This window comes from Rugosimonospora africana, assembly GCF_016862975.1.
GTDB classification, from domain to species: domain Bacteria; phylum Actinomycetota; class Actinomycetes; order Mycobacteriales; family Micromonosporaceae; genus Rugosimonospora; species Rugosimonospora africana.
This window is the reverse complement of the sequence record NZ_BONZ01000085.1, coordinates 75,951-93,448: the sequence shown is the minus strand read 5'-3', so window position 1 is coordinate 93,448 and position 17,498 is coordinate 75,951. Positions and strand designations below refer to the sequence as shown.

14 protein-coding genes are annotated in these 17,498 nt (G+C 70.7%); 10 read left to right on the top strand and 4 right to left on the bottom strand.

What is annotated here, in order from left to right; all coding sequences use genetic code 11:
- The 4 genes from Raf01_RS39775 to Raf01_RS39760 form a co-directional block, all read right to left on the bottom strand.
- Positions 1-192, bottom strand: a 192-nt coding sequence (locus Raf01_RS39775; RefSeq protein ID WP_203923287.1) for an ATP-binding cassette domain-containing protein, incomplete at its 3' end; no start/stop codon positions are given.
- A 251-nt stretch (positions 193-443) separates the two neighbouring features.
- A complete protein-coding gene (locus Raf01_RS39770) occupies positions 444-1,511 on the bottom strand; it encodes a TIGR03118 family protein (protein WP_203923286.1) in 1,068 nt (355 codons plus the stop codon).
- Positions 1,512-1,654: 143 nt separating this feature from the next.
- Entirely contained in the window at positions 1,655-3,379 is a 1,725-nt protein-coding gene (locus tag Raf01_RS39765) for an ABC transporter substrate-binding protein (RefSeq protein ID WP_203923285.1), read from the bottom strand.
- Between the two features lie 123 nt (positions 3,380-3,502).
- Positions 3,503-4,099 carry a helix-turn-helix transcriptional regulator gene (locus Raf01_RS39760; RefSeq protein ID WP_203923284.1) on the bottom strand — a complete coding sequence of 199 codons (597 nt, stop codon included), beginning with the start codon at positions 4,097-4,099 and terminating at the stop codon, positions 3,503-3,505.
- Between the two features lie 138 nt (positions 4,100-4,237).
- Between Raf01_RS39760 and Raf01_RS39755 the strand changes: the two genes are divergently transcribed.
- The 10 genes from Raf01_RS39755 (at position 4,238) to pstC (ending at position 17,498) form a co-directional block, all read left to right on the top strand.
- Positions 4,238-4,939 (top strand): ABC transporter ATP-binding protein, encoded by a 702-nt coding sequence (locus Raf01_RS39755; protein ID WP_373319726.1) that lies wholly within the window; start codon positions 4,238-4,240, stop codon positions 4,937-4,939.
- Between the two features lie 395 nt (positions 4,940-5,334).
- Positions 5,335-5,907, top strand: coding sequence for a MauE/DoxX family redox-associated membrane protein (locus tag Raf01_RS39750; RefSeq protein ID WP_203923282.1), 573 nt, complete (start codon positions 5,335-5,337; stop codon positions 5,905-5,907).
- Complete coding sequence (locus Raf01_RS39745) at positions 5,904-6,458, top strand: TlpA family protein disulfide reductase (protein WP_203923281.1); 555 nt, start codon at positions 5,904-5,906, stop codon at positions 6,456-6,458. Before Raf01_RS39750 ends, Raf01_RS39745 begins: the two co-directional genes overlap by 4 nt.
- A gap of 21 nt (positions 6,459-6,479) precedes the next feature.
- Positions 6,480-8,306: an ABC transporter ATP-binding protein gene (locus tag Raf01_RS39740; RefSeq protein WP_203923280.1), complete on the top strand. Its 1,827-nt coding sequence runs from the start codon at positions 6,480-6,482 to the stop codon at positions 8,304-8,306.
- Complete coding sequence (locus Raf01_RS39735; RefSeq protein WP_203923279.1) at positions 8,303-11,029, top strand: FtsX-like permease family protein; 2,727 nt, start codon at positions 8,303-8,305, stop codon at positions 11,027-11,029. The genes Raf01_RS39740 and Raf01_RS39735 overlap by 4 nt, the downstream gene beginning before the upstream one ends.
- Before the next feature lie 196 nt (positions 11,030-11,225).
- Positions 11,226-11,591: a hypothetical protein gene (locus Raf01_RS39730; RefSeq protein ID WP_203923278.1), complete on the top strand. Its 366-nt coding sequence runs from the start codon at positions 11,226-11,228 to the stop codon at positions 11,589-11,591.
- 232 nt (positions 11,592-11,823) lie between these two features.
- Complete coding sequence (locus Raf01_RS39725; RefSeq protein WP_203923277.1) at positions 11,824-12,897, top strand: PstS family phosphate ABC transporter substrate-binding protein; 1,074 nt, start codon at positions 11,824-11,826, stop codon at positions 12,895-12,897.
- A 139-nt stretch (positions 12,898-13,036) separates the two neighbouring features.
- Complete coding sequence (locus Raf01_RS39720; protein ID WP_203923276.1) at positions 13,037-13,639, top strand: hypothetical protein; 603 nt, start codon at positions 13,037-13,039, stop codon at positions 13,637-13,639.
- Between the two features lie 230 nt (positions 13,640-13,869).
- A complete protein-coding gene (locus Raf01_RS39715) occupies positions 13,870-16,446 on the top strand; it encodes a hypothetical protein (RefSeq protein ID WP_203923275.1) in 2,577 nt (858 codons plus the stop codon).
- Positions 16,443-17,498, top strand: coding sequence for a phosphate ABC transporter permease subunit PstC (pstC, locus tag Raf01_RS39710; protein ID WP_203923274.1), 1,056 nt, complete (start codon positions 16,443-16,445; stop codon positions 17,496-17,498). Before Raf01_RS39715 ends, pstC begins: the two co-directional genes overlap by 4 nt.

The following is a 17,498-nucleotide window of genomic DNA, read 5'->3' as shown; positions in this document are numbered from 1 at the left end:
GATGAAGATGCCGCCGCTGTCGACATCCTCGAGCCCGGCGAGCATGCGCAGGGCGGTGGACTTGCCGGAGCCGGACGGGCCGACCAGGACGAGGAACTCTCCGTCGCCGATCTCCAGGTTGAGGGCGTCGACCGCTGGATTGGTGGTACCGGGGTAAACCCTCGACGCCTCGCGGAAACTCACTGTTGCCATGGTGTGATGCTTCCTTCCACCGGCAGGAACGTGCCGGACGATCCGAGTAGAAGCCGGGTCACCTGCGATCTGCACGCGGCCATGATCGGCTGAACACCGCGCGGGTGTCGGATGTTCCCGGTGTCCCTTCCTCGCGGCCAGCGGGTTGATCCTGATGCGGCACGCCGCACCGGATGCTCGCGACGATGCCTGTCGGCGCGGTCCGGCCTCACCGGGTGCGTGACGAGGCCGGACCGGCGTCGTGCGGAGCGTCAGTTGGCAGTCAGCTTGCCGACCAGGCCGTGGGTCTCGTTCGCGGGTCCCGCGGTGAACAGCACCGAATCGGTGCCGCCAACCACGGAATTGCCGACCAGCAACGCCCACAGACCATCGATCACGATCGGCCTGCCGGAGGAGTCCGTCAACGGGCCGAGCGGGCGACCCGTTGCCGGATCGAACACGTTGACCCGGCCGTTGCCGAAGTTGCCGACCAGCAGCTCGCCGGAGAACTTGCCGAAGCCGGCCGGTGCGATGGTGACGCCCCAGGGCGCGTCGAGCGAGCCGTGACTGACCAGCCGCTTGATCAACGTGCCATAGGTGGTGTAGACGTCGACCACGCCCTCACCCGGCTTCTTGACTTCCAGGTGCGTGGCGGGATCCACCTTCGCGTAGGTCACGTAGACCTTTCCACCAAGTTCCCGCACGTTGAACGGCGCGTAGCCCTTCGGCAGGTTCCGGTCCTGAAACAGCCCGTCCACCGGCAGTTGAGTGAACGTGGAGTCGAACACATCGATCTTGCCGGTGGCGAAGTCCGCGCCCAACAGCAGCGGACCGAACGGGCTGTGCGCCAATCCGAGGCCGGTGTACGCGGCTCCGCTCGCCTGCGCGGCGACCGTCGCGCTGGCGCCCCCGGCCCAGGCGGTGATTGCGCCGCCGAGGCCGGCGAAGATGAACCTCGCCGGTGTCGTGGTGCCCGGCAGGTCGAAGCCGGTGGTGTCGTTGAATACCTGACCGGTCGGCGGCCCCGCGGGGACGCTGACCACGAGCGGGTTGATGCTCGGCGGCGTGGTGCCCACGCTGCCCGCGTAGAGCGTCGAGGTGCTCGTACCGGTGTTGGACACCCACATTGGACTGGATGTGCTTTCGGATGCGCCCCACGGGTTGATCAGGTGCGGGTCCGTCAGGGTGGCCTTGCCGGGCTGGTCGGAAACGAGGTTGGTCTGCAGGAAGCCATGCGGCTGCACGGGCCTACTCGAGCTTTGAGCGTTGGCGGGAAGCGGCACCGCAACGGCTGCCGCGGCCAGTACGCCCGCGCCGATCAGGCCGACTCGTTTGAGCATAGGAACTCCCTTGTCTCGCGGTCGCCGGTCCCGGAGAACGGGACCCCCGCGAACAACCACGGACCCGGCCGCGATTCGGTTCGGTGCGGCGGCCAACGGACCTGTCACTCGACGCGGGAATCCCGGGTGCGCCGATCGAGCCGTCATGGCCTCACCCAGAGCGCGCCGAAGGGCAGGGATCCGTACGGCGCCCAGATGTAGGCGCCGCCGACCCGGGAACCGACGAGCGCCTGAGCGTGTTCGAAGCGCAGCGGTACGGCAACCGCCTGGAGCATCGCCGAGCGGTCGAGCCGGCTCCACTGGCGTGCCTGGGCGTCCCGGTCGAGTTGGGTCTGGCCGTCGTGCACGTCGCGGGTCACGGTGGCGTCGTCGTACTGCGACAGGTTCAGCGAGCCGGACGGGGTCAGCAGGTCGGCCAGGAGGGCGGAGGCGTTGTGCCAGTTCGGCGCGGCGGAACCGAAGACCAGATCGCTGGCGGTACGGGGGTCACGCACGGTGGGGTAGTAGACCTGCGGTGAGAGTGCGTGCGCCCGCACGGTGATCCCGGCGCGCGCCAGCGACGACACCACGATCGTCGCGGCCCGGTCCGCTCCGGCGGACTCGATGTAGTCGTAGGTGAGCACCGGCATCGGCCGTCCGGACTCGGCGATGAGCTGGCGGGCGTAGGACGGGTCGCCCCCGGTCGGGATGTCCTTGCCGAGCAACCCGTCCCACAGTCCGGTGGGTTGGTAGTCGATGCCGAGGGCCGGGGAGACCAGCCCGTCGGCGCGGGTACCGTCCAGATCGCCGCCGGCCGCGGCGTTCAGGGCGCCGACATCGAGCGCCGCGACGATGGCCCGGCGCTGCTGGAGGTCGGCGACCCGGGTGGTGTTGATCGCCAGGTAGTCGACGTTGCCGTTGGTGCCGTCGTAGCGCCGGCCCGCAAGCTTCGGGTCGGCGAACACCGCCTGCGCCGACGGTGCGCTGAGGTTGGCTACGGCGGCCTGATCGGCGTCGGCGTCCGCGATCAGTCGCTGCTGGATCTGGGTGTCCGGCACGCCGATCTCGGTGACGACGCGGTCCGGGTACGCCGGTCGCACCGGATCGGAGGCTCTGTTCCAGTGCGGGTTGCGAACCAGGACCAGACGGCTACCCGGGGCGTTCTGCGCGATTTCGTACGGGCCGGACGAAACCGGCCGCTGGTCGTACTGCGTACCGGTATCCAGCGACTGCGGTACCGGGCTGTAGGTCAGCAGCGCCACGGTGTCGTTGAAGTCGGCGGCCGGGCGGTTGAGGTGGAACGTGATGGTGCGCCCGTCGGGCGAGCACGCCACGGCCCGGTCGAGGGCGCCCGTGTTGTTGCCCGGCGCCGGATACGGACCCTGGTAGGTCGGCTCACCGTGCGCGTCCCGGGGAATGTCGAGCATCGCGACCGCGGGCGGGGAGACCCCGGTCAGCGCGGAACCGGCGAAGGCGCGTGCCAGACCGTACCTGATGTCCTGGCAGCGGATCGGTTGGCCGTTCTGGAAGCTGACCCCTTTGCGGAGGGTGAACGCCCAGGTCCGCGCGTCCCGGCTGGGACGGCCGGTGTCGGTGGCCAGATCGGGTACCAGGGTGGCCGCGCGGGCCCGATCGCTGAACGTGTAGGTGGTCAGCGTGCGTTGCAGGTAGCCGCCGGCGAACGCCTGATCCTGGGCGAGGAAGTCGCGTTGCGGGTCTAGATGGACGAATCCGGCACCGGAGCGCAGGTAGAGCAGGGTACCGCCGGCATGCGGTGGCGGTTGGTCGCCGTGGTGTGACGGGCTCGTGCACGCCGTCGACAGCAGGACCAGCGTGGCGAGCACGGCCGGTGTCGCCGCCCGGAGGCGACCGCGGAGTCGTGCGGTCATGAGCGCCCTTCGGTCGGGGACCGGCGCGTGGGTGTCGCCGATCGACGGGTGCCGCCGGTCGGCGATGCTCGCAGCCGAGAGTGAGTGGTGCGTGAACGTCGGGTGTCGGCCGGGGGGACGAGTTCAGGCGGTTCGCCGGGTACCGGCGTTCAGCCCGATCTCGGGGTCGGGTGTGGACACCGAGGCACCGAATGTCTGGAACAGCGCCTGCGCCGCGTTGGCGGCCACCGACTCCACGAGCTTCAGGTCGGCTTGGACATGCAGGATCGCGGCTTCGATCGTGACCGCGGCCAACGGTTCGTCCTTGTGCTGGCGGCGCAGTGCGCGCAGCGTCTGCAACTCGCCCATCTTGGCGTCCCGGTGTGCCTGGCACACCTGCTGGACCGCGTGTTCGCTGCGCAGGGATGCGGCCAGCAGCTTGAGGATGAATTCGTCGCGGTAGCCGGCGGCACGGGTGATCGGCTCGTCCAGCCAGGCGTCGAGTGCGCGGCGGCCGGCGGCGGTGATGCGGTACACGGTGCGGTCGGGACGCGCTCCGGCCGCGACGACCCGGGACGTGACAAGGCCGTCGCGGCTGAGCCGATCCAGGATCTGGTACATGTGGCCGATGTTCAGGCCGCCCCACTCCGGGCCGACGGCCCGTTCGAAGGTAGCCTTGATCTCATAGCCGTAGCTGGGCCCGTCGGCAAGGAAGGCGAGCACGGCATGTTGGATAGCCACCGCGCAATTCTAGAGGGCCGCGAGGGGTCGGGGCCGCAGGTTACTGATGCGTCGACGCGGTCCGGTCAGGACGGCCGGGCACCCGCGCGAGGCGGCCCGGGAGAGCCCGGGGCGGGTGCGCGGATCCGCCTGCGCGACGTGACGAAGGTCCGGCGGCAGGGACGCGCCCGGGTGACGGTGATCGACGCTGTCTCGCTGGAGATCCGACCCGGCGAGATGGTGGCTGTCACCGGCCCGTCGGGCGCGGGGAAGTCGACGTTGCTGCAACTCGTCGGCGCCCTCGACCGTCCGGAGGCCGGGTCGGTCCTGTTCGATGAGACCGATCTGGCGACCCTGTCGCACACCGAGGCGGCCCGCGTCCGGCGGGACATGGGTTTCGTCTTCCAGCACTACCACCTGCTGACGAACCTCTCGGCGCTGGACAACGTCCTGGCCCCGCTGCTTCCGCGCCGGGTCGGGTTCGACCGGCGCCGGCGTGCCGCCCAATTGCTGGACGCGGTCGGGCTCGGCGGCAGGGCCGACGCGTTGGCCCGTGAGCTGTCCGGCGGCGAGCAGCAGCGGGTGGCCATCGCCCGCGCACTGGTCGGGCGCCCGCGGCTGGTGCTGGCCGACGAGCCGACCGGTGGTCTGGACTCCGCCACCGGCGAGGACATCCTCGACCTGCTCACCACCGCGCAGGCCGAGTACGGCATGACGTTGCTGCTGGCCACCCACGACCCGAGCGTGGCCGCGCAGTGCGAGCGGGAGATCCGCCTGCGCGACGGCGCGATCGTGGCTGACCAACGCATTTTCGCCCCGGAACCCGATGCGACACTGCGGCAGGTGACCCGTCCGGGATGACCGGCCAGCGGTCGGGCAGAGGGCGGTCGGAGGCCGGTCGGACACGTGTGACGGCCGGGGAAACATCAGGGTACTTCGGTGTGGAATACCTTGACCCAATGTATTGGCGCTCTTACGGTCAGCATCATTCGACGATGTCTTGGCGGAGGTCTGCGATGACCGGTGTGCTGGGCTTTGCGACAACTCTCTTGTTTGGACCGAACGCACCAGCTGGTGCCCCCCGTTCCGTGTCCGTGGCCGGGCCCGAGGGGTGCGCTCCCGACTGCACCAACGATTTCATGTGCGACTCGACCGGTAGGTACTTCGAACGCCAATGCTGCTTCCAGCCCGACTGCACGTACTTCTGCCAGGCGTGGGTGCAGATCGGGAACTGCTGAGATGGGTGGGGCGCTCGGGTGAGCGGCTACCTGTTGGCCGTGGCGTGCTGGGCACTGGTGATCGTGCTGGCCGTGGCCGCGTGGCGCAAGGCTGTCGACTCCTCGGCCAGGACCGACCTGGCGGCGACCGTACGCCAGGGGCTCCGGTTCCCGGCCGCCCGTGCGGTGGCGTACACACTGCCGGGGGTGGAGGCCGCGACCGCGCTGCTGTTGGGAATTCCGGCCACTCGGGTGTGGGGATCGGCTGCGGCCGTGGTCGTGTTCGCGGGCCTTTCGGCCGGCGCGTCCGTCCTGGCTCACCGAGACGCGGGATACCGCTGCGGTTGCTTCGGTGCCTCCGCCACACCGATCACCTGGCGCACGGCCGGTCGCGGCGCGGCACTGGGGCTGACCGCGCTCCTGCTGCTGGCCCTGCACCGGTGGCAGCCCCGGGACGCGGCCGCGTCACTGGGTGGCTTCCTGACCGCGGGTCTCGCGGCGACCCTTGTCGGGTTCCGTGGCGACATCCTCGCGGTGCTGCGCGCGCCGGCAACCCGCGCGCTCCCGCACCGCCCCGGTGCCGGTACGCCGGTCGGGGGCGGACCACGGTGAGCGTCGCCGCTGTCCTGGCCGTGTACTCCGCGGTGACAAGCTCGCTCGCCCTGGCCCTGGGGTTGGTTCTGGCCCGGTACCTGCGCCGCCAGGCGGTGGCGACGCAGGCTCCGGCGGGACCGGCGGTACTGCCGCCCAGCGGACCGCCGGTCGGTGACGCCGCCCCCGGCTTTCTCGCGTCGACGATTTCCGGACGCACGGTCAGCGGCATCGAGCTGGCCGGCGCCGCCTATCTCGTGGCTTTCTTCTCGGCCAGTTGCCAGGGCTGCCGGCTCAGCCTGCCGCGGTTCGTCCGCTACGCGAATGCGTTCTCCGGCGCTCCGGACCGGGTGGTCGCCGTGGTCGTGGGCGATGCCCGGCAGGGCGCGGACATCGCCGCCGAACTGGCCGAGGTCGCCTCGGTCGTGGTCGAACCCTCGGGCGGTGGCGGCATGGCCGGTGCCTACCGGATCACCCTGTTCCCCTCGTACGTCCTGGTCGACGACGCCGGTGTGGTCACCGCGATCGGGCAGTCCGTCGAGGAACTGCCACGCCACCGGCAGCCGCGGTAGCCCGGCCCGAGCGACCCGACGATGCGGCGACCGCGTGATCCGGCTGGCCTGGGCTGGTCGCTGTCGCGCACACTGGCGACCGTGTGGCGCCCGGCTCCCGGCCTGTTCGCCGGTTACGGAGTCCTCTCCGCGCTGGGCGGGCTGCTCGTACCGGTATCGGCCGCCGCGCTCGCCGCGCTGCTGAGCCACATCGCCGCCCACGCCCCGCCGGCGGCGATCGCCGCCGCCGCGCTCGAACTGGCGGTCGCGGCCGGGACGCTGCCGGTTGTCACGCACCTGTCCCGCTACGTCCAGGCCGAGCTGGGGCGCCGGATCGCCAACCACACGAAGACCGATCTCATGCGCCGGGTCAACGCGATCGACGACCTCGGCCCGCTGGAGGACCCGTCGTTCCTGGACCGCCTGCGCCTGGCCCAGCACGCCGGTGCCAGCGCGCCGCAGGCGTTGGCGCAGGCCGTCTTCGGAGGGCTGCGCGGCGCGGTGACGGTCGCGGGTTTCGTGGTCGTGCTCGCGACGGTCGCGCCGTGGCTCGCGGCGGTCTCGGCGCTGGCCTGCCTGCCGGCCGCTATCGCGGCGTTCGCCGAGAGTCGCCGGCGCGCGGAGGTGATGTGGGAGACCAGCCCGCGCAGCCGGCGGGAGATGTTCTATGCCGGGCTGATGACCGACGCGCGTGCGGCCAAGGAGATCAGGCTGTGGGGGATCGGCGAGCTGCTGGGTGCCCGCATGACCGAGGAGATCGGCGCGGTCGCCGACGCCGAGCGGCGCATCGACCGTGGCGTGCTGCGCACTCAGACGGCACTCGCCGCGGCCGGTGCGGCGGTGACCGGCGCGGCGATCGTCTGGGCTGCGCTGCGCGCGGCCCACGGGGGCCTCGGCGTCGGGCAGCTCAGCGCCGCCGTCGCCGCGCTCACCGGCCTGCAGGCCAGCACCGGCGCGCTGGTGCGCGCGCTGGCCGACGGCTACCGCGGCGTCCTGGCGTTCACCCACTACCTCGAGCTGACCAACCCCGCCCCGGCCCGGACCGTCACCGGCGGGCGCACGCCGGCGCTGCGCCAGCGGGTGCAACTGCGGGCGGTGTGCTTCGCCTATCCGGGCGGTGCCCCGGTGCTCACCGATGTCAGCTTCTCGATTCCGGCCGGCGCGATGGTCGCACTGGTCGGTGTCAACGGCGCCGGGAAGTCCACGCTCATCAAGCTGTTGTGCCGGCTGTACGAGCCGACCTCGGGTGCGATCGTGTGGGACGGCCTGGACATCGCGACCCTCGACGCGGCCGGCCTACGTGCCCGCCTCGCGGTGGTGTTCCAGGACTTCATGGCGTACGACTTCACCGCCGCGGAGAACATCGGGCTGGGCGACGTGCGCCGCATGACCGACCGGGCGGCGCTGCGCACGGCGGCGACCGACGCCCGCGTGCACGAGACGCTCGCCGGCTTGCCGGCCGGCTACGACACGATGCTCAGCCGCGCGTTCGGCGGGGCCCGCGGCGGTGCGGACCGGTCCGGGGTACAGCTGTCCGGCGGCCAGTGGCAGCGTGTGGCGCTGGCCCGTGCGCTGCTGCGCGACGACGCCGACCTGCTGATCCTCGACGAACCCACGGCCGGGCTGGATGCCGCCGCCGAGGCCGAGGTGCTGGGCCGCCTGCACACGCTGCGGCGGGGGCGGACGACGCTGCTCATCTCGCACCGGCTGTCCGCCGTGCGCGGCGCCGACCGGATCGTCGTGCTGGCCGGCGGCCGGGTGGCCGAACAGGGTGACCACGCCAGCCTGATGGCGGCCGGCGGCGAGTACGCGCGGCTGTTCGAGCGGCAGGCGGCCGGGTACGCGACCAGCTCCGGCGGTTCGGTGTGATCGGACAGCTCCTCACCCAGCTGCGCCGCCAACCGGCACGGGCGGTCGCGCTCCTGCTGGCCGTGACGGCGGCCACGGCGGCGTTCACGGTCCTGACCGGGCGCGCGGCCACCGAGCGGCTGGAGCTGCGCGGCCAGGCCGAATCCGCTCCGCACGGCAGCTACGACATCCTGGTCCGTCCGGCCGGTACCCGCACCCCGCTGGAGCGCTCGGAACACCTGGTGCGGGCCGACTTCCTCGCCGGCCAGTTCGGTGGCATCACGACAGGGCAGGATCAGACCATCGCGAAGCTGCCCGGCGTCCAGGTCGCGGCGCCGATCGCGATGATCGGGTACGTCCTGCAGACCGTGAGCGTCCCGATCGACATCACCGACCAGATCGATCCCGGAGCGCGGCAGCTCTTCGTCGCCTCGGCGCGACGCAGCACGGACCGCGGACTGACCACCATCGACCGGCCCGGCGTCAGCTACACCTACGTCACCCCGGACACGCTGCGGCTGACCTCACCGGCGACCGGCCGGGGCGACTACGGCACCGTCGAGACCGACGCGGCCGGGCACTCCACGCTGGTGTGCCCGGCCTCGACCACGCAGGTGGCCGGTCCGTTCGCGCCGGCAAACCTGCGGACCGCGGCATGCTGGTCGACGCGCAACGGCCTGGACGGAGCCGGCTGGCAGTCGCTGCCCGCCGGCCATGTCGGTGTCGTGCTGCGGTGGACCTTCCCGTTCCTGCTCGCGGCGATCGACCCGCAACAGGAGTCGCGGCTGGTCGGCATGGACCGGGCGGTCACCGCGGGTGCGTACCTGCCGGAGGGGGTGACCGGGAACCCGGCCGGCATACCGGTACTCGTCGCCGACCGGGCCGGCATCGACGACCAGGATCAGGTCAGCATCAGCCGGCTGCCGGCGGACGCGGCGGCAAGCTACGCCGCGGGCCTGCCGCCGGCACAGATCGCCGCCCTAATGCAGGAGCGGTCCGGAGTACCCGTGCGGACCACCACGGTGACCGCGTCGCAGGCGTACCAACGGATGCTGGCGCAGTACCTCGCCGGGGCGCGGCAGACCGTGGTGGACAGCTACTGGACGGCCGGACCGACCAGCTACGACAGCGGACCCGACGGTGTGCTGCGCCCGAAGGCGGTGACCAATCCCGACCAGGTGTGGCGTTCCGACCTGCGCGACCAGGGTTTCGTGGACCCACCTCCGGAGGCGGCGGACACCGCGTTCCGTGGCTTGCGTGTGCACACAGCCATCGCCTCCCGGCGGCAGACCGATCAGGCCGCGCCACAGTTGACGACGATCGGCACCTTCGACCCCACCCGGGTGGACGTCGGCGGCGACCAGGTACTCGACGCTCTCGACGCGGCCACACTCACCGGCGCCGACAACCGCTCACGTGCGCTGCTGGGCGGCGGCAATCTCTTGCCGAACAGCGACATCGCGGGCTATTCGCTGTCCACACCCACCATGCTGACCTCGTTGAGCAGCATCGGTGCGTTCAGCGACCCGGCCACGTTCACCGACGTACGCCCGGGCGCGCCGATCAGCGCGATCCGGGTACGGGTCGCCGGCGTCACCGGCAACGACGCGCTGAGCAGGGAGCGGGTGCGTACCGTCGCCGACGCGATCCACCAGGCCACCGGACTGGACGTCGACATCACCCTGGGCAGTTCACCGACGACGGTCACGGTCGCGCTCCCCGCGGGCGCCGCCGGGCGGCCGGCCCTGCTGCTGTCCGAGCAGTGGCAGCGTGAGGGTGTGGTCACCACGGTCCTGCAGGCGGTGGACCGGCAGAGCCTCCTGCTGTTCGCTCTGGTGCTGGTCGTGTGCGGCCTGTTCGTGGCCAACGCGACCGCGGCCTCGGTGCGGGCACGGCGGCGGGAGTTGGCCGTCTTGAGCTGTCTGGGGTGGACCCGAGGCCAGCTGCTGCGGCTGTTGCTGTACGAGATAGCCCTCATCGGCGGCTTGGCGGGGCTGGCGGGCATGCTGCTGTCCGTGGCTGCCGGGCACGCCTTCGGTGTCTCCGTCACCCCGCTGCGCGCCGCTGCCGCACTGCCGGCGGCGCTGCTGGTGTCGCTACTGGCCGCGCTGTGGCCGGCGTGGCGCGCCTCGGCGCCGCCGCCGCTGTTCACCATGCATCACGTGCGTGAGGGCGGACCCGCCGCCTCGCACGGGCGCAGCCTGTCCCGGATGGCGGCGGCGAACCTGGTCCGGGTGCCGGGTCGTACCGCGCTCGGTCTCGCCGCCGTGGCGGTCGGCACCGCCGGCCTCACCCTGCTGGTGGCGATCACGCTGACGTTCCGGGGCAGCCTCGTCGGGTCCGTGCTCGGTACCGCGATATCGTTGCGGGCCAGGAGCGTGGACTACCTCGCCGTCGCCGTGGCCGTGCTTCTGGCGGCGTTGGCGGTCGCGGATGTCATCTACCTCAACATGCGCGACCGGTACCCGGAACTCGCGGTGCTGTACGCCACCGGCTGGACCCCCACCGAACTGTGGCGCCTGATCCTGCTGGAGGCGGGCCTGACAGCGATGGCCGGAGCCGGACTCGGCGGCGTCATCGGGTTGTCGGTCGCGGCCGTATTCGCCGGCTCCGTCCCATTGCGACTGTTAGCGGTCACCGGGGCCACCGTGGTCGCCTCGGCGGGGGTCACCGTCCTGGCCACCCTCGTTCCGACCCGGGCGCTGCGGCGGATACCGGTGGCGTTGTTGCTCAGCCGCGACTGAACCCGCGGGCTGCGGCGGAGGCAGGCGCCGGGCGCATTCACCTGAAGTTCATGACGCTCCGCTGTCCGATGTGGTCGGTACGCGAAGGTCCACCCATACACATTGTGGCAATATAATCACCGGCGATGTAAGAGACCCCGGAGCATCGCTTTTTCCCCAAGGGCTGCGGGCCAGCCTCACATGAGGAGACGGGTTCATGACGGCCACCCTCGACCACAGACAACCGGTAGCGCGACCACAGGTAGTCACGACGGTGAACAACGACGGCGTGTTCGGATGGCGGATGCTCGCCGCCAATGGCCGGCCACTGGCTGCTTCGGTGCAGCTGTTTCCCGACGCGGACACCGCCGAGGCCGCCTTCCAGGCTCTCGTCCAGGAGTCCGACCTGGCCCGCGAAATCTCGCATCCGCCAAGCGGCGTGGGTTGGACGTGGCTGACCCTCGACCCGGACGGCACGGCGGTGGCCATGGCCGCACGCGACTTCGGCCGGCGTGACGCGTGCCTGCGCTCCTACGAACAGTTCCTGCACACTCTGCGAACCTTCGCCCCGCTGGCGTACTGACTCCTCTTCGTGGCATCCGGCGGCGCGTGGCCGCCGGATCTCGCGTGTCCGCTGCGGCCGATGCCATGTCGGGGCAAGCAAATGCGCGGCAAACCCGCCGTGGCGGCTGGATTGAACGTGTTGCCTCAGGCATCGACGACGGGCGAGGTTGGTTGTCGTTGGCCGTGAGGCCGGCGCGGTCGGCGCGAGATCCGTGACGGCTGCTGGGGAAACTCCGGAAGGGAGCACGAAAGTGCGCAACAGCAAGCGGATGCTGTTCGTGGCGGGGGCCGCCCTCGCCGCGATCGGCATCAGTGCGGCGCAGGCGATGGCGGATGCGCCGACGACGCCTCGCACCGTCGACATCGTCGGTACCGGTTCGGACACCACCCAGTTCGAGCTGGACCAACAGTCCACCGACTACAACGCGGCCCACCCGCTGCCCGCTCCTCAGCTCTACAGCTGGGACGCGGTCGGCTCGAGCCCGATCATCGAGAAGGACGGCTGCACCTCCCGGCCCCGCCCCAACGGTTCGGGTGCGGGCATCACGGAGCTTGAGGCCAACCTCAAGTCCACGACTGACTCCAGCGCGTTCTGCGTGGACTACGCTCGCTCCTCGCGCGGCCCGCAGGCGACTGACCCGACCAGCATCGTGTTCCTTCCGTTCGCGATCGACGCGGTGACCTGGTCGGCCAACAGCGGCGGCAACGCGGTGGCCAACCTGTCCACCGACCAGCTCAACGCGATCTACAGCTGCGACGCCTCGCTGCTTGGCACCGGGCACACCGGCCCGGTGACCTGGAACGAGGTCGGCGGCACCAGCACCGCGGCGATCGTCCCGGTCATCCCGCAGTCCAACTCCGGGACCCGGGCGTTCTTCCTGCAGTCGATCGGCAACACCGCCCTGGGCACCTGCGTGAAGGGCCAGGACAACACGGTCGAGGAGAACGAGGGCGACAACGCCATCTTCTCCGGCGCCGACGCGGCGAACATCGTGTTCCCGTACTCGGTGGCCGTCTACCTGGCTCAGACCGAGCACAACCACGGCGCGGGTGACCAGGGCACCATGGTGCTGAAGAGCGCCGACGGCGCCTCGCCGACCACTGTCGATGGCGGAACCACCGTCATCAACTCGGACTTCGACCTGGTCCGCCTGGTGTACAACGTCGTGCGCAACGCCGGCACGGCCGCGGCCCCCGCCGTTCCGAGCTACCTGCAGGGCGTTTTCGGCGACGGCACCGGGGCGGTGGCGGGCGCGATCTGCAACGACCAGTCCGCCATCACCGACTTCGGGTTCCTGCCATTCGCGAACTGCGGCGTCATCTAGCCGTAGTCCTCGACCGCGGTGGCCGTGCACCGTTGGCGCCGCCGTTGCACGAGGCCCTGGCCTGCCCCGGTTGTCTGGGGCAGGCCAGGCGCATGCACCTCCGTGGCAATCCCCTCAACCCTTTCGAAGGAGAGCATCCATGTCCAGATCGGTAGCAGCGCGAGTATCGGCCACGGTCGCGGCGATCGGCGCGGTCGCCGCGACCCTGCTGGCCACCGGCGGCCCGGCCGCCGCGGCCGACCCCGCGGCGACCGGGACCGTCACGGTCAGCGTTCCGTTGAGCGTCGAAGCCGCGCTTGCGAAGGCGGGGCTCGCCGAGGTGCCGGGGTCGCCGGCCTCGGTCGGCTATGACAACACCAACCGGGCGGTCACCGAGTCGTTCCCGGTCACCGCGGGTACCGCCAAGGTGTCCACGCTGACCGGGCATCTCGACCTCGCCGGCAAGCTGCTGATCGTCAACTTCACCAACGGCAAGTGCGTCACGTTCACCTCGGTGGTGTTCGACCTGTTCCGCGACCAGATCACGGCCGTACCCAACGGATCGGCCAGCCCGGTGGTGCTGTTCGACACGATCGGCACGCGCCACGCCGGGACGGCCGGTACGACGAACACCTTCACCGCATCCGCCGTGCAGGTCCACGCGGCCGGGGCGAGCTACCTCGACGCCGCTCTGGGCACCAGCTACTTCGTGGCCGGACAGAACGCGGGCAGCTTCAGCAGCAGCTGGCAGTTCACCGGCTGATCCGGCTCCAGGTCGGTGCCCGGTCGCGGCGACACGTCGCGACCCGGGCACCGGTCGTCGCCGCGCTGGCTGGTTCACGAGACGTTCATTGATCCGCTGGTCGGTCTACAGGTACATCACCCCAACGTACCGTTGTGACGCCGCAGAATAGTCGGCGACAATGTATGACGCGTGCTCGCGCGACCGTCGCAACCAGCGCAGGTCCGCACCGTCGGACAGTGGGAGATCTCGTGAGACCAGTCGTTCGCTATCTTCGGTCGGACCGGTCACGGTCGACGCGGCTGCTGGCGGTGGCGTTCGTCGTCGTCGCGGTGGCCGCCGCGGTGGTGGCGCCGATCATCACCGGTTCCGGGCTTCAGCGGGCCCAGGCCAGCGGGACCACGGTGACGGGCACGGTCTCCGGCGACAATGCGTACGACCCTTCGGCCGGGCAGCCGAATCCCGGTGCGCAGAATCCCCTGCCACCCTCGGTCACGGTCGACCAGACAACAGACCTGACCAGCCAGATGGTGCACGTGACCTGGAAGAACTTCACGCCGAGCTCGAAGAAGGGCGCCAATTCCTTCTACGACGTCGCTCTGCTGGAGTGCCGCGGCACCAATCCCGGCAAGGCTGTCGTCAACGGCGCCACACTGTGGAACCCGAATTTTGGTGACGACTGCTTCACCGCCTTTCCCAACACACCCAACGACGTCAGCGTCGGCAACAGGGTCACCGCGCTCACTGGCGCAAACGGCACCGGCGAGGCGTATTTCCACATCGAGACCGCCGTGGAGAACAGCTTCCTGAGCTGCGACCCGACACATCCGTGCTCCCTGCTCGTGGTGCCGAACTGGGGAGGCGTCCAGCCCTCGGGCAAGGCTCCTGGAGACCCGGGCGTCAACTGCAAGGACCACACAAAGGACACGACCGGGTTGGGTGCCGGATTCTATGCGGCGGACGCCGCTCTTTCCCTGGCCTGCAGTTGGGGCGACCGCTTTGTGTTCCCCTTGCAGTTCGCGCCGACGCCCGCGCAGTGTCCGTCCGCCGCACCGGCGTTCGCCGCGCAGGGCGCGCCGATGCTGACCCGCACGGTGTCGCTGTTCCAGGCGGGTTGGTGCAACGACGCGAACAAGTTGAGCTTCGACTTCGACTCCGGGACCAACGAGTACCTCGCGCGGCAGTCGTTCCTGGCCGGCGGGTCCGGAGCACTGACCTCGGCGGCCGACCTGGCGGTGGTGAACCGGCCACCGGATCCGAGCGCGGCCGCGGCGCGCAAATTCACCTACGCACCGGTGGTCACCTCCGGCATCGCCATCGCCTTCCACGTCGACGACCCGCAGACCGGGCAGTTCCTCACAGACCTGACGCTGAACGCGCGGTTGGTCGCGAAGCTGCTCACCCAGTCCTACGCGCTGTTTCCCTGGGACTGCCATGCGGCGAGCGATACCTCGACGCAAGGCCCGGACTGCGATCCGGCCATCAAGGGCAACCCGCGCTCCGTGTTCGTCGATCCGGAGTTCCGGGCCCTCAACCCGCAGTACACGGACGCCGATTTCCCCTTGGTGGCCGGCGGCGGCCTGATGGACTTCGGGGGTTTCCTGCCCCTGGTGGTGTCCGGCAACAGCGACCTGGTCTACGAGTTGACCCGGTGGGTCGCGTCGGACCCGGACGCCGCGGCCTTCCTGGCCGGCAAGCCTGACCCGTGGGGCATGCGCGTCAACACCTACTACCGTGGAATCAGCTACCCGTTGGACCAATTCCAGGTGCTCGACCCCGGCTACACCGCACCTCCCGACATCCACGGCGCGCCTGGAAAGTCGACCATGCAGAACTCCTGGAACCCGATCTCCGGGCTCAATCTGGTCGCCAACTCGCTGGTCATCGACCGGCCCAGCGCCGTGCAGTACAGCCTCATCTCCTGCCCCCCGAACACCAGCCCGCCGGACAAGTCATGCACGTGGCCCCGGATGGATCCGGAGGCACCGGGAACCCGGGCGGTGTTCGCCGTGGTGGGGCTGAACGATGCGGCGGCCGACGAGTTCCCGACGGCGAAGCTGGTCAACGCGGGCGGGCGCGCCGTCGCTCCGGACACGGGCGGGCTCAGTGCGGCGGTCAGCGACATGAAGACCAACCCGGACAAGATCACGCAGTTCGCCGACTTCGCCAACCCCGACCCGAAGCAGTACCCGCTCACGATGGTCGATTACGCGCTGGTTCCGACCTGCGGCCTGTCGGACGGCAAGGCCGCGGCGATCGGCAGCTTCCTCGACCACGTCGCGACCTCGCAGCTCTACGGCGTCACCCCGGGGTCGCTCGCTCCCGGCAACGAGGCGCTGACCGGCGCACAGGTCGCGCAGGTCCGCTCGGCCCAGCAGGCGGTCAGCACGCAGAGCTGCACGAGCGCGCCGCCGGACACCACCATTTCCGGCGGCCCGCCGAGGAGCAACGTCGGGTCCACCGGCAATGGCGGCTCGCCCGTGTCGGGCCACAACGGCCAGGCGTCGGTACCGTCCGGCGGTGCCCCGCTGACCACCGCGAGCGGCACCCCGAACGTGGGGGCGACACCCAGCGCGAGCCTGACCCAGGCCGCCTTCGGGATCAAGCACGGTGACGCCGACGGACCGCTGGGCGCCTGGCTGCCGGTGCTGCTCGGGCTCGGCGCGCTTCTGGTGGCCGGCGGGCCGGCCACCTACCTGCTCTCCACGACCGGAGCGGGAGCGGCGCTGCTGTCCTGGCTTCGGCGGATCACGACCAAGAGCATCCCTTCCGCGCCGCCGGTGACCGTCGCGGACGCCGCCGTCCAGCAGCCGGAAACGGGCCAATGACCGGCGCGTCGATACCAGCCCCGGACGCGCACGACTCCATCGCACTCGGGCGGCTGCCGGCCCCGGCCGAGCCGCCGGCCGGGGGCGACTGGCCCGAGGACCGCCCGCGGCGGATCGTCACTCCGCGCTCGGCGGCCGACCGGGTGTTCCGCGGCGTGCTGCGCTGCGCTGGCGTCGCGGTTCTGGTCATCACCGGTCTGATCGCGCTGTTCCTGATCCTGCGGGCCGGCGGGGCGCTGCGGAAAGCGGGCCCGTCGTTCTTCACCACGCAGAGCTGGATCCCAGCGGCCAACCGGTTCGGCATCGCGGCGGTCCTGCCCGACGGAGCGATCATCGCGATCATCGCGTTGGCCATCGCGGTGCCGGTCGCGCTGGGCACGGCGGTGTTCATCTCCGAGTACGCGCCGGTACGCCTGCGGCGCACGCTCATCGCGGTCGTCGACCTGATGGCGGCCGTGCCCAGCATCATCTACGGCCTGTGGGGGGTCTTCTTCCTCCAGCCCCGGGTCATCGGCAGCATTCGCTGGGTCGCCGAGAACCTGGGCTTCATCCCGGTCTTCCGGGTGCGCGGCGAGCACACCTCCAGCTCCTTCACCACTTCGACGTTCATCGCGGGTCTCGTGGTCTCGCTGATGGTCATCCCGATCATCGCCTCGATCTGCCGGGAGGTGTTCTCCCAGGCGCCGGTGGGCGAACGGGAAGCCGCCTATGCCCTGGGCGCCAACCGGTGGGGAATGGTTCGTACGGTCGTGCTGCCCTACGGACGCGGTGGCATCATCGGCGCGACCATGCTCGGCTTCGGCCGGGCCATGGGCGAGACCATCGCCATCGCGCTGATCGTCTCACCCACCTACCTCCTGGCCACCCACATCTTCGAGAACTCCGGGATGTCGATCGCCGCGTTGATCGCCCTGCGCTACCAGGAATCGACACCCGAGATGCTCTCCGCGCTGATGGCCGCGGGCCTGGTGCTTTTCCTGATCACCCTGCTGGTCAACGCGCTGGCCTCGATCGTGGTCAGCCGGTCGCGCTCCGGCGCCGAGACGGAGTAG